At 39.0% G+C, this 12,751-nt stretch carries 15 protein-coding genes, 2 tRNA genes and 1 pseudogene; 7 read left to right on the plus strand and 11 right to left on the minus strand.

Features of this window, described 5'->3' with window-relative positions:
* Window positions 1-102: 102 nt before the first annotated feature.
* The 3 genes from nrdE to nrdF all read left to right on the plus strand — a co-directional run bounded on the left by nrdE (window position 103) and on the right by nrdF (window position 3,969).
* A complete protein-coding gene (gene nrdE, locus ACSYSH_RS06375; RefSeq protein ID WP_491702160.1) occupies window positions 103-2,274 on the plus strand; it encodes a class 1b ribonucleoside-diphosphate reductase subunit alpha in 2,172 nt (723 codons plus the stop codon).
* Between the two features lie 278 nt (window positions 2,275-2,552).
* Window positions 2,553-2,993 carry a class Ib ribonucleoside-diphosphate reductase assembly flavoprotein NrdI gene (gene nrdI / locus ACSYSH_RS06380; protein WP_252774305.1) on the plus strand — a complete coding sequence of 147 codons (441 nt, stop codon included), beginning with the start codon at window positions 2,553-2,555 and terminating at the stop codon, window positions 2,991-2,993.
* 1 nt (window position 2,994) lies between these two features.
* Window positions 2,995-3,969: a class 1b ribonucleoside-diphosphate reductase subunit beta gene (nrdF, locus tag ACSYSH_RS06385; RefSeq protein WP_489816270.1), complete on the plus strand. Its 975-nt coding sequence runs from the start codon at window positions 2,995-2,997 to the stop codon at window positions 3,967-3,969.
* 136 nt (window positions 3,970-4,105) lie between these two features.
* Here the strand turns inward: nrdF and ACSYSH_RS06390 are convergent, their stop codons facing one another.
* Both ACSYSH_RS06390 and ACSYSH_RS06395 read right to left on the minus strand, forming a co-directional pair.
* Window positions 4,106-4,774, minus strand: coding sequence for a phosphatase PAP2 family protein (locus ACSYSH_RS06390; RefSeq protein WP_489816271.1), 669 nt, complete (start codon window positions 4,772-4,774; stop codon window positions 4,106-4,108).
* Window positions 4,775-4,899: 125 nt separating this feature from the next.
* Window positions 4,900-5,049, minus strand: a complete 150-nt coding sequence (locus tag ACSYSH_RS06395) for a hypothetical protein (protein ID WP_168779053.1) — start codon at window positions 5,047-5,049, stop codon at window positions 4,900-4,902.
* Between the two features lie 94 nt (window positions 5,050-5,143).
* Here ACSYSH_RS06395 and mutY point away from each other — a divergent pair, with 94 nt between their 5' ends.
* The 4 genes from mutY (at window position 5,144) to ACSYSH_RS06415 (ending at window position 7,757) form a co-directional block, all read left to right on the plus strand.
* Window positions 5,144-6,193, plus strand: coding sequence for an A/G-specific adenine glycosylase (gene mutY, locus ACSYSH_RS06400; protein ID WP_491702159.1), 1,050 nt, complete (start codon window positions 5,144-5,146; stop codon window positions 6,191-6,193).
* Window positions 6,180-7,322, plus strand: a complete 1,143-nt coding sequence (locus tag ACSYSH_RS06405) for an AI-2E family transporter (RefSeq protein ID WP_489816272.1) — start codon at window positions 6,180-6,182, stop codon at window positions 7,320-7,322. The genes mutY and ACSYSH_RS06405 overlap by 14 nt, the downstream gene beginning before the upstream one ends.
* A gap of 210 nt (window positions 7,323-7,532) precedes the next feature.
* Window positions 7,533-7,614 (plus strand) — tRNA-Leu (locus ACSYSH_RS06410).
* 70 nt (window positions 7,615-7,684) lie between these two features.
* A tRNA-Thr gene (locus ACSYSH_RS06415) sits at window positions 7,685-7,757 on the plus strand.
* Between the two features lie 149 nt (window positions 7,758-7,906).
* Here the strand turns inward: ACSYSH_RS06415 and ACSYSH_RS06420 are convergent.
* The 9 genes and pseudogenes from ACSYSH_RS06420 to ACSYSH_RS06460 all read right to left on the minus strand — a co-directional run bounded on the left by ACSYSH_RS06420 (window position 7,907) and on the right by ACSYSH_RS06460 (window position 12,692).
* Window positions 7,907-8,503, minus strand: coding sequence for a site-specific integrase (locus tag ACSYSH_RS06420; RefSeq protein ID WP_491702158.1), 597 nt, complete (start codon window positions 8,501-8,503; stop codon window positions 7,907-7,909).
* Window positions 8,504-8,563: 60 nt separating this feature from the next.
* Window positions 8,564-8,788 (minus strand): tyrosine-type recombinase/integrase, encoded by a 225-nt coding sequence (locus ACSYSH_RS06425; RefSeq protein WP_491702157.1) that lies wholly within the window; start codon window positions 8,786-8,788, stop codon window positions 8,564-8,566.
* Window positions 8,698-8,889 (minus strand): annotated as a pseudogene (locus ACSYSH_RS06430) (Arm DNA-binding domain-containing protein); the annotation flags it as partial. The pseudogene ACSYSH_RS06430 and the gene ACSYSH_RS06425, both read right to left, overlap by 91 nt.
* Window positions 8,890-9,255: 366 nt before the next feature.
* Complete coding sequence (locus tag ACSYSH_RS06435) at window positions 9,256-9,408, minus strand: hypothetical protein (protein ID WP_491702156.1); 153 nt, start codon at window positions 9,406-9,408, stop codon at window positions 9,256-9,258.
* Window positions 9,409-10,107, minus strand: coding sequence for a potassium channel family protein (locus ACSYSH_RS06440; protein WP_491702155.1), 699 nt, complete (start codon window positions 10,105-10,107; stop codon window positions 9,409-9,411).
* On the minus strand, window positions 10,108-10,569 hold the full coding sequence (locus tag ACSYSH_RS06445) for a hypothetical protein (protein WP_491702154.1): 462 nt from the start codon (window positions 10,567-10,569) through the stop codon (window positions 10,108-10,110).
* Between the two features lie 11 nt (window positions 10,570-10,580).
* Window positions 10,581-10,970, minus strand: a complete 390-nt coding sequence (locus ACSYSH_RS06450) for an ImmA/IrrE family metallo-endopeptidase (RefSeq protein WP_491702153.1) — start codon at window positions 10,968-10,970, stop codon at window positions 10,581-10,583.
* Window positions 10,971-11,312, minus strand: a complete 342-nt coding sequence (locus ACSYSH_RS06455) for a helix-turn-helix domain-containing protein (protein WP_491702152.1) — start codon at window positions 11,310-11,312, stop codon at window positions 10,971-10,973.
* Window positions 11,313-11,930: 618 nt separating this feature from the next.
* Complete coding sequence (locus tag ACSYSH_RS06460; protein ID WP_491702151.1) at window positions 11,931-12,692, minus strand: DUF4145 domain-containing protein; 762 nt, start codon at window positions 12,690-12,692, stop codon at window positions 11,931-11,933.
* Window positions 12,693-12,751: the final 59 nt, after the last annotated feature.

The raw sequence follows: 12,751 nt of genomic DNA on the forward strand, positions 1-12,751 counted from the left end.
TTTTAGCGTCACGAATTTTTTCCGCTTAGTCCTGATTGGTCTATGCGGAATTTTTCTTCTTACAGAGGAAACGAACAAATTATAAAAAACGAGGAGAATTATATGTCATTATTGGACCTTGACCTCACCCAGGTCACCTATTTTGATTTAAATAACGAAATCAATATTCCAAAGGACAACCAGATTCAGTTGAACAAGGATCAGGAAGCTTTGGCAGCCTTTATGAAGGAAAATGTTGAACCAAACTTAAAACGGTTTGACTCTGTTAAAGCTCATTATGACTGGTTGATTGAAAACGACTTTTTGGATAAGGACCTGGTCAAAAAATATGACATGGCCTTCATCAATAAGATGTATGCCTTCTTAGAGGAACAAGACTTCCACTTTAGTTCCTTTATGGCGGCCTTTAAGTTCTACAACCAATATGCACAAAAGACGAATGATAAGGCTTACTACGTTGAGTCTTACTTAGACCGCGTGGCTTTGAATGCTTTGTTTTATGCTAACGGCGACGAGGACTTAGCAATGGCCTTGGCCAACGAAATGATTCACCAACGCTACCAACCAGCAACACCATCATTCTTGAATGCTGGTCGTGCTCGTCGAGGTGAATTGGTTTCTTGTTTCGTTTTGCAAACAAGCGATGACATGAACTCTATCGGCCGAACAATCAATTCTGCTTTGCAGTTGTCAAAGATGGGTGGGGGAGTTGGCATTAACTTGTCAAACCTTCGTGAAGCCGGCGCGCCAGTAATGGGCATTGCAAATTCTGCTGGTGGTATTGTGCCAGTGATGAAGTTATTGGAAGATTCCTTTACTTTTTCATCACAGGTTGGGGCCCGTCAGGGAGCCGGAGTTGTTTATCTGAACATCTTCCACCCTGATTTGATGACCTTCTTGGCAACCAAGAAGGAAAACGCCGACGAAAAGGTCCGCGTGAAGACTCTATCATTGGGCTTGATTGTGCCCGATAAGTACTACGACTTGATTGAAAAGGGTCAAGAAATGGCCTTGTTCTCACCAGTTGATGTCGAACGTGAGTACGGCATGCCATTCAATTATGTTGATATTACAGCTGAATATGACAACATGTTGAAGAACGACAAGATCACGAAGAAGATGATTCCTGCCCGGACGGTTGAAGAAGAAATTTCAAAGCTTCAGCAAGAATCTGGTTATCCTTACATCATTAATATCGATACAGTTAACCGCGCCAATCCAGTTGCCGGAAAGGTCATTTCATCCAACCTTTGTTCTGAAATTTTGCAGGTGCAAACACCTTCAACCATTGACGATGAACAAGAATATACAACGTTAGGTGAAGATATCTCATGTAACTTGGGTTCAATCAACATCGTCAATATGATGAAAACGGACGATTTTGCCGGCTCTGTTGATGCGATGATCCGAGCTTTGTCCTTTGTTTCCGAGCAGTCTGATTTGAATGTGGTCCCATCCGTGCAAAATGGTAACCAACAAAACCACGCTGTTGGTTTGGGCGCCATGGGTCTGGCAGCCTTTTTTGCTCAGAACAAGATGATGTATGGTGACGAAGAATCTCTGGACTTTACCAAGGTCTTCTTCATGACATTAAACTTTTATTCATTGAAGGCTTCGATGAATATTGCCTTGGACCGCCAAGAAACCTTTAAAGACTTTGATAAATCAGCATATGCTGACGGCACATACTTTGAAAAGTATGTAGGTCAAGATTGGGGTCCAAAAACGGATAAGGTGAAAGCCTTGTTTGCCAATCTTCCCGTGCCAACGAAGGAAGATTGGGTGGAATTGCGTGATCAAGTTCAAAAGAACGGCTTGTACAACGCTTACCGTCACGCGGTAGCACCAACCGGTTCAATCTCATACGTTAATAACACCACGGCCTCTTTGTTGCCAATCGTTAACAAAATTGAGGAACGACAGGAAGGAATGATTGGGAAGGTTTACTATCCAGCACCTGGCCTGTCAAATGAGACGTTACCTTACTATGTTTCTGCCTATGACACGAACATGAAAAAGGTAATTGATATCTATGCAGCCGCTCAGCCTCACGTCGACCAGGGAATGTCTTTGACATTCTTTATGCGTTCAACCATTCCGGAAGGCCTGTATGACTGGAAGAATGGTCGAACAGAAAAGATGACCACGCGCGATTTGTCCAAGTTGCGTAATTATGCGTACAAGCAGGGAATCAAGTCTTTGTATTATGTCCGAACATATACGGATGATAACCAAGAGGCTGGCATCAACGAATGTGAGTCTTGCTCAATTTAATGACGGTTTAATTCTAATTGGATACGCTTACAAGAATTTAAGCTAGAAAATTTTTCTAGCAAAATGCGATTGTGAATAAGTGTTCAATTGTTGGCCTGGTCTTGTTTACCGGGTTCACAAATGATTGAGCACTGCTCAGTCGTACATATTTAGGGGTTGACGGCTGTCAACCCAGCTGTTAAATTGAATACGTTGCATGGGCTTTGTTCAAAAATTATCAAATAATTCTGATTCAAAGCTCTGACAAGCAGCCTATGCTGTTTAGAAAGGAAAGGTCGATGGCAACATACCGACTCTTATATGCCAGCATTGAGGGTAATACCCAGTCGTTTATTAATAAACTGCAAGCAGTTGCTGAAGAAAAGGGTGACGCGATTGACGCGAAAGTGGTTGGTGATGAAACCGATTATGAAGAGGAACACCAACCTTTTGTAGCAATTGTACCAACCTACTTGACGGGCGGGACTGGCACCGGTCCTGCGGTTGTTGAAATCTTTACGAATGCCCTAGCGGACTATATTGATTTTAAAGACAATGCTACCCTGATAAAGGGAGTAGTTGGATCGGGGAACCGTAACTTTAACGATCAATATATTTTGACCGCTAAGCGCTACGCTAAAACGTATCAGGTGCCGGTGATTGGAGACTACGAGTTACGTGGGACTTCTTATGACGCAGAAAAAATTTACCAAAGCATCACGGAAACATTAGGAGAATAACATGGTTGAACACGTGAATAACGGCTCATATACTGCCATTAACTGGAACGATATTGAAGACGCCTTGGACAAGGCTACCTGGGAAAAGTTGACCCAACAATTCTGGTTAGACACCCGTGTCCCAATTTCAAACGACTTGCGCAACTGGCGTGGTGATTTGAATGATACGGAACGCCGGGTTTACAACTTGGTCTTCGGTGGTTTGACAACCTTGGATACTTTACAGTCACAAGATGGAATGGCTTCATTGCGTCGCGATGCTGTTAACCAAAAAGAAGAAGCGGTTTTGAACAATATCCAATTTATGGAATCTGTTCATGCTAAGTCATATTCTTCTATCTTTGAAACGTTGAACGATAAGTCTGAAATCGATGCGACCTTTGAATGGGCTGATCACGATGAATTTTTGCAGTACAAGGCCAACAAGATTAATGATGTTTACCAAAATGGCACACCATTGCAAAAGAAGGTTGCTTCGGTCTTCTTGGAAACTTTCTTGTTCTATTCAGGTTTCTACACGCCTTTGTACTACTTGGGCCACAACCGCATGCTCAACGTTGCCGAAATTATTAAGCTGATTTTGCGTGATGAGTCTGTTCATGGTACTTACATCGGTTACAAGTTCCAAATCGGCTTTAATAAGCTTTCAGAAGCGGAACAAGAAGAGATGAAGACTTGGATGTATGACTTGTTGTATGACTTGTACGACAACGAAGAAAAGTTTACTCACGAAATTTACGATCAAATTGGTTGGAGCGACGACGTTTTGGTTTTCTTGCGCTATAACGCGAACAAGGCCTTGATGAACTTAGGACAGGAACCGTTGTTCCCAGACAACGCTGACCAGGTTAATCCGGTTGTTATGAATGGTATTTCAACTTCAACATCAAACCACGACTTTTTCTCAGGGGTTGGGAATGGTTACTTGTTGGGACAAGTCGAAGCCATGTCTGACGAGGATTACAAGGAAGACTAAACTGCTAATAAAATAGAATGCCTACTGCTTTGTGCAGTAGGCATTTTTTGTTTGGCGGAAAGCTGATTTTTTAGTTGGTCATGTTTGAATGACAAATAAAAAAGACTCAGTCACTAGTGACCGAGCCTGTTCAATGTTAAATTTCTTGTTCCTTGAAACGCCAAAAGCTTTTTTTCAATGTTGTTGCAACTGCCGGATAAAGGCTAGCACAGAGGACGACCCAAGCGTAAGCCAATAGGTAGCCGGCAACGACGTCTGAAACAAATTGCGAAGAAAAATAAAGCCGTGAGAGCATCACCATCAGCGCAAGAGTAATTAAAAGCCAGTCAAGCAAAATTCGTAAAATCATCGAATTAATGTTTGGTGTTACCAACAAGAACAGGATAAAAACGATTGACCAAATGGCAACGACGTGCTGTGACGGAAATGAGTAGCCGGTATCTGTTAAGAGATGACCAACGGGCCGCGGTGCATGAATCAAGAACTTGATGATTTGGGCTAAAATCACTTGACCAAAGGCGGTAAAGATTACCCAAAATGCTGGAATTTTTAAGTTTGCCAATAGTAAGACGCTTGCTAAGAGAACGGCATAAATTAGACACATGAGTGGGGAACCTAAGAAGGTTGCAGCCGACATAATGGCATTACCGTAACTCGTTTGAATCCCAGTCATAAAGAAGCGAACTGATTCATTCATTTCAGACAAAAAAGACGCATTGGTGCCAATTAAAACGGCCAGAACGATAAAGAGCAGGGCGGCAAAGACTGCTCGGCGGCGTTGTTTATTTTCGACGGAAATAATCATAGGTTTGGTCTCCAAAAAAGTGATTGCTCAAGACTTAGTATAAGCATGGACACCAGGCAAGACAAGGAGTTTTCTTCAGATTTATGAAAAAATAAAGAAAAAAACTAGCTGAATGCTAGTTTTCCTTACTTAGTGCTTGTGTTAGGGATTTCAGTTGTCTTTCCCTTAGCCCATTGTTGCAATTGAGCAACAGCAGCCTGACGCTTCTTCTTAGAAGAGTCGTGTCCGACCTTACGGCCGCGGGCAAATGAATTCAATGGTGTCTTAACTGCCATGGTGTAACTCCTTATATTAGATAAAATAAATGTATCGTACAGAAAACAATTATACCTGATAAGAGATTGGTTTTCAAGTGCTATAATAATGGTTATGGAGAATTGGAATCAAACGACAATCAATGCCTTTCGCAAAGACTTGCTTGCCTGGTATGACCAAGAAGGTCGAGCGGCTTTGCCTTGGCGACAAAACACAGATCCTTATCGAATTTTAGTTTCGGAGTTAATGCTCCAACAGACCAGAGTGGATACGGTCATTACCTATTTTAACCGCTTTATGGAAGCTTTACCAACGGTGGCTGATTTGGCTGCTGCCGATGAAGATTTAGTGTTAAAACTTTGGGAAGGGCTCGGTTATTACTCTCGGGCTAGAAACCTGCATAAGGCGGCTAAGTATGTAGTTAATGACTTGCAGGGCCAATGGCCAGAGTCATCCGACGACCTTCAGAATTTACCTGGGGTTGGCCCTTACACAGCGGCAGCGATTGCCTCAATTGCCTTTGATCAGGTAGTGCCAGCCATTGACGGAAACTTTTTTCGAGTTTTTTCCCGGTTGCTGAAGATTGATGATGATATTGCTCAACCAAAAACCCGCAAGGTTTTTTATCAAGCAATTGAACCAATCGTTGACCCAGAAAGGCCTGGTGACTTTAATCAGGCAATTATGGACTTGGGTACAACTTATATGAAAACGGATAATCCGGACACCCTGCATTCGCCTGTCAAAAAGTATAATGCGGCCTTTCGTGATGGGGTTGAGGACCAGTATCCGGTCAAAACAAAAAAGAAAAAGCCGTTGCGACAAATTTATCAAGCTCAAGTGGCCTATGATGCTCAGGGCCGGTTGTTGTATGAACACCGACCAAAAACCGGTCTGCTCGCTAATTTTTGGACCTTGCCACTGAAGCAAGTTGAATCAATCGAAGAATTAGCAGGGAAGCAGCTGACCTTAAAACCGGTTGTGCACGTCTTTTCCCACCGACGCTGGGAAATTTGGTTAGTCGATCTGCCAGTTAAAAAGCAGCAAAACCTACCCACCAACATGGCTTTTCTCTCGCCAGTAGAGCAAGAGGGACTAGCCTTGCCGAAGGTACAATATAAACTATTAGATCAATTAAGGGAGATTGATGATGTTTCCAAATGATAAATTAAAGACCATCTTTTTTTGGACAATCGAGGCACTGGCCTTAGCCTGCTTAATTTTCTTAGTCTTTCGTTTTGACTTTTTAATGCATCCGATTGCAGTCTTTGCCAACACGGTTTTTATGCCGTTATTGGTCGCTGGCTTCTTTTACTATGTTTTGAAGCCAATTTTAAAGCTAATTGAAAAAATCAGAATCAAAAACTGGCAGATGCCCCGATTTTTGGCAGTCTGGATTACTTTTGCCCTGTTCTTATTTGTTATTGGCGGGGCCTTCATTATTTTTGTTCCACTGATTTTAAATGAAATCACGAATATGATTAATGCCATTCCTTCATTTATCAGGCATGTACAGGATCTGGTGAATGAGATGGTCAAGGAGCCTTGGTTTAAACGCATGAATATCTCGGTTTCAGATACTGATATTAGGACATCTGTAACCAAATATGGGACTTCGGTTCTCTCAATTACTGCTGGGACTCTTCAAGCAGTGATTGCGGGAGCAACTTCTTTTACTATCAATGTTTTGCTGGTACCGATCATCCTCTTTTATATGCTAAACGATGCGGATCACTTTTTGCCAACGGTCAAAAATTTCTTCCCGAAGAGCAAGGCGCAGGATGTCTTTGAACTCGGCGGACAACTTGATAAGACTATTGAACGCTATATTTCAGGTCAGGCCATTCAGATGGTCTTTGTTGGTTTTGCGATGAGTATTGGTTACTGGATGACCGGCTTGCCATATATTTGGCTTCTTGGTTTTATTGCCGGAGTAGCGAATATTGTTCCTTATGTGGGACCCTTTATTGGGGTTGTGCCGGCCATCTTTGTTGCTCTGTCACTTTCTTGGAAGATGGTCATTGGAATCGTGATTACGATGGCGATTGTCCAGCAGGTTAACGGTTCAATCATTTATCCGGCCCTAATTGGTAAGAGTTTGAAGATGCATCCGCTGACGGTGATGCTGCTCTTGCTAGGGGCAGGAAACCTTTGGGGAATTGTTGGTATGATTATTGTTGTGCCGGTCTATGCCATTGTTCGAACGATTATCCTGTATGCTTATAAATTGCATCTGACGCAACGAAAAGAGCAGTCGGTTTCGGAATTAACGAAGAAGACATTTGATGAATAGTTATTGAAAAATCAGCGCCACAGACTTTGTCTGTGGCGCTTTTTGAAAGGGCGAGATTTCTGGTTATTCTCAGTAGTCGTGCTTTTGAAAAAGTAATGTTTTTTCTAAAGTTTTACTTGACGATGAGAAAGAAATCCAGTATTATTAAATGGTTGCCAAAGCGTCTGTCGGTTGTTTAAGACCGGGAGTTAGCCTGGTAAGTCAAGATTTGCGGATGTGGCGGAATTGGCAGACGCGCTGGATTTAGGTTCCAGTGGAGTAATCCGTGCAGGTTCGATTCCTGTCATCCGTATCACAATATTTAAAAAAAATATTGTTGAAGTATTCAAAATATTTTGATATGATATTTAGGTACTGATTTTGCCGACTTAGCTCAGTTGATAGAGCACCTCACTAGTAATGAGGGGGTCAGCGGTTTGAGTCCGCTAGTCGGCATTTATGCCATTTATTGGAACATTCGTTAAACCGCTCTATATCAGCCTTAAAGGTTGGTGTAGAGCGGTTTTTCTTTGTTTTTTAATATTTACTCTTCAGACGTTTTAGGACGTTTTTAGCCGTTTTTTTTATTTTTGAGTGACACTTTTTTAGTAAAAAAACGAACTTATAATATTTAGAGCTTTTTCATCTTCTGCTTTTCTTTGTGAATCCAAAAGGTGAGTAAAAATATCGATTGTGGTCGATATATTTTTGTGCCCTAGACGTTTAGAGACATATTTAAGATCAACGCCTTTTGATAATAATAAGCTACCATGTGAATGTCTCAAGGCGTGGAATGTAATATCTTTAATGTTTAATTTTTTGATAGCTTCTTTGAGTGTCTTACTAGCACCATAGTTACTAATATTAGCAATGCTCCCTTTGATGCTTTTCAATTTATTTAACAAATCGTCATCAACGGTAATCACACGATTACTATATTCTGTTTGGGTTGATTTAACATGGCCGTATTGATCCAATGCTTTATTGACTGAAATTGTTTTGTTCTGAAAATCAACATCAGATGACTCAAGTGCTCTTATTTCACCAATTCTCATTCCAGTGTGAATAGATATATAAATAGCCAGATAGGAACGTGCATGCGGAAATTCAACTAATTTTCCTAATACATAATTATTTAATTTAATCAATTCATCTGTTTCGAGAAATTTTTCTTCTTCTGACTTTCCATTTAGACCAACCAATTTAATTCTTATAGTCGGGTCTTTGTCGATAATACCTTCAGCATATGCATCTTTTAGCGACTAACTGATGTGATTTTTTCGCTTCGCAACTGTTTCTTTTGAATGTGTTTCACCAAATTCGTTAATAAAGTTTTGAAAATCTGAACGAATAAAATTAATCAACAAAGCATGTGGTAAATACTTTTTGATATTATCTAGTGTATTTTTGTATTGGTACACGGTTGAACTTTCCAAATCATTTTTGTAAGTATCGACCCAGTTTTCAAAATAATCAGATAACAACATATCTTCGTATTTATTTTTTTTGATTCAATAACACCCGATTCAATAGAAGAAGCCCACAACTGAGCTTCTTTTTTAGTTTTGAATCCTTGTCTACTAGGTCGCTTTTTTTACCATTTACCGTGATTGATGTGAATACCCGCCAATTGTTAGGGGCTATTTTTACAAAACTAGCCATAATTTCTCCATTTTGATACAAACAAAAAGGCCTAGGGCCTTAATCGTGTATCTATGCCCCCAATAGGGACGCTATTCTTCTGATTGATTGTCACCCAGATAGAAAAAGATAGCAACGGCTATTATCGTGTATATAAATAGGGTCAGAATCCAATGATCTAATATAAAATCAAGCGTCATAAAGAATCCGGCTAGGATAAGTAAAAATGGTATCCATGTCATTATTTTATAACTTGCCCAGAACATAAAATAAATGCCGCCAAAGATGATAAATAGAAATCCGAGAATAACCATTAGTTGTGACCTCCACTAGTTTTGGTAGCGTGTCCACCTTTGTAATTGACACTGTCTGGATCACTAGCATCGATTAAATGTAAAACGATAACCACCACGTAGACAATAATTGAAATACCAATCAGCCATTTTTGTTTACTATTTAATTTCATTTACTTCTCTCCTAATTTTCGTTCTAATCTTTCCAATTTTTCAGTGATGTCATCCAACTTCTGATTTAGCTCATCTTTTGACCTTTCAGATTGTTCTTGTGTAAAAAATGAAGTCACTGTACTGGTAATTGTACCAATTAACCCAATCCCGACGAACATTAGCACAATAGCAATACCACGTCCTATTGCTGAAGTAGGGGATATATCACCATATCCAACTGTCGTAGCTGTCACAATAGCCCACCACAATGCATTACTATAAGATACATTTTCAGCTAAAGAATAAATACCAGCAGAGATTAATATCAAAACAACAGCAAAGCTCATTAAGTAGATGAAACCGTTCGTATTGACGAACTTGACTAAATTACGTTTAAAACGACCAGCGAATCCAATTATACGAACAAAACGCAATAGTTTTAGTAAACGAATAGTTCGAGCAATTCGGAACATTGAAAAAGCAGAATCAAAGGGGATGATTGCCAATAAATCGAATAGATTTGATTTAAAAAAATGCCATTTGTTATCAGCTTTAGTAAATCTAACGATGTAATCAGTCCAAAAAAATATAAGAATAAATTTATCAATTAGAAAATACGGTTCTTTTGCGATGGATATTAATTCACCTATATCCAAACCAGATAAAGCAACAGAAACTATGGCGAATGTAAAAACTGCTGCGTAATATAGCTTCCTCATTTATTTTCTTCTCTTATTTCTTCTCTTGTTGAATAATTCCATAGTAATTGATTTATTAGTTTTCTCATCAATATTAGAGATTTTTATTGCTCCTATTAACATACAACACCAACTTGCAATTATTGCAAGTAAATATAGTGTCAGCACTTTTATCTCGCTATTGGTTTTGCTGACAGTAGACATAATAAGCGTGGTAACTACTAAAGAAGATAGAGTAGTCTCTGCTAGGGCTTGTATTTCCTTATTACTACTTTTGTTCTTTTTTTTGAAGTTATTACTAAGTTCTTTGGAAAGAACCAATGTTGCAGCTATAAGCCCAATAGAGAAAGTAATTGGCCCTGCATATTGTTCATCAGGGTATGTGTATTGAACAATAAGAGCGACGCAACCATAGACAATAGGAGGAAAAATAAAACAAAAAAATAACCATGAACCTAATTTTGTTGAATAATCTTTCGCCATCTATTCTCTCCTTAAACCGGCAGGCTGTACACAGCCTCTACATATTCTGACAACCATGATGGAATTTTGTAAACTTCCATAAACGCTTGGACGTTCGTCGGTCGTTTAATTCCCATCAGCATATCAATAGCGTGTTTGTGCATCTCATATTCTTCGCCACGTTGAATATAGGGGCTAAATCGGTACATAGCATCAGGTAAATTATTACCATACATAATATGGCTTAGTTCGTGAGCCAAACGAAAGGCATAACTAGATTTAGTATAAATAGGATTCATTAGCACCAACTTATTGTTACTCATGGAAGAATCTGGCGTATCTTTTTCAAGACTATCAACGTCAAAGATGGTGATGTCGTGTTGTATAGCAATTTTTTCAAGTTCTTCTAAAATTTCTTCCACTTATTTATCCTTTTTCTGACTCATAATGTAGCGAGCGTAATCGAGTAGCTTTTCACGGTCTTCATCAGGTATTGGCTTACCATCAAATGCCATGATTAAGGTACCGTCAGCAATATCGGTAGTTCTGTCTGATGAATCAATTGGACTCATATTATCTGATCTACCCAACAAATAGTCTGCTGACACGTTTAATACATCGGCTACTTTTTGCAAAATAGCGACACTTGGTTCTCTATTTTTCCAAGCGTAAATCGAATTTTCACCAATATTGGCCTTTATAGCGACCTCTTTTAATGATAATCCACGTGATTTTGAAACTTTTTTTACTCTATCAAGTAGCATAATACTAGGCACTCTCCTTGTTTTTTACAATAAAATTACTCAATAAGGTAATATACTTTTTCTTGTAAGTTAATTGCACAAACAAAAAACAGTTAAAGCTTACTTGTCTTGGCGGGCTAAATAAGTGATAGTTTTGTTGCTTTGTGTTGCAATTTTAGTACTCAATCGAGTAAAAGTGAAGTAAAAATTACAAACATTTGTTACTGAAAGGAGGAAATATGAGATGTCAAAAGTGAATAAAAAAAGCAACTTCAAAAAGAAGTTACTTTTAGCGAAACGATTAAGCCTTTGAATCCTGATCGTCTTCATCGACAAAACGCTCTGTTAGAACAGAGTATACGAGCTGTTCGGCATACCCACGAGAAACAGTAACTGGTAATTGAGTTTGAAATTACCCACGTTTATGCTGAAACAAAAAAGCATCTGAAGATGCCAGAAGATTATGTCGTAGTAGTTATTCCAAAATGAACAGGAGAAAAATGAGTAATAACCCAGTTAAAAAGATTTAGCTTACTACATGCGTACAAGTTAACGTTGAAGTTTTAAACACTGATCGAACACCTCATCGCCGCGAGGCATGGATTGAATATTTTGATACTAAGGGGAACTTGATTGGAATCATTCGTCCAGATTAACTTCTGGCTTTATTTTATGTGCATCAGCCATAATTTGCTGAATAGCTAATTCATCATCATGGGGCTCGATGAACCACTTGTTTATAAGAAATTCAATAATTGTTATTGCATGTTGAGCTTCTTCAGATGATACCTCTATTTCAATAGTTTCGAGTTCAGAATTATGTTCTTCGGGGTGTGCTCCTGTATTTCCTAAATGTCGTAAAGAATTCAATGCTCTAAGTTCAGATAGTCTGATTTCTGATTTTATTTGTTTGATTTCATGATACAAATTTCCTTGCTTAATACCTGGAAATTTATGACGAATGAGCCCTTGGGCACAACGCCTAGCTAAAGTCAAAGAAGCGCGAGGAGATAATTCAGCTATTGCAACGGATTCTGAATAATCTTGCACTTGTTCAGCTGGAACATAATCTGGATAGCCTTTCGCTTCCGAAATAGGTTGCATTGAAAACTTTTTTGATTCAGATTCACTAGATACCAAGTAAGAAAAAATAGTGGTATTGAAACAAGTGGCACAATCGACAAAATGAATTTCAATATATGGATAGAGTCGGTTTTTCTTTGATGCGTTAACTTGTTTGAAATAATCAAAAAATGAGGTTTGACTTTTAGTATTTATAAAGTATTTAAAGTGATTATTATTTCGAGCCAGCGGAATAGTCACTCCACAAAATTTGCATAAAATTGTCGTTTTATCAAAACGTTCGTTTAGAAGTTCTTCTGAAAAATCATCAGTACTCATATAATCACCTCATCTAATCTGTTTGAATTCAATGGACGGTATAGCAGAACAAGTATTTT

Source organism: Fructobacillus sp. ESL1117 (assembly GCF_058508565.1).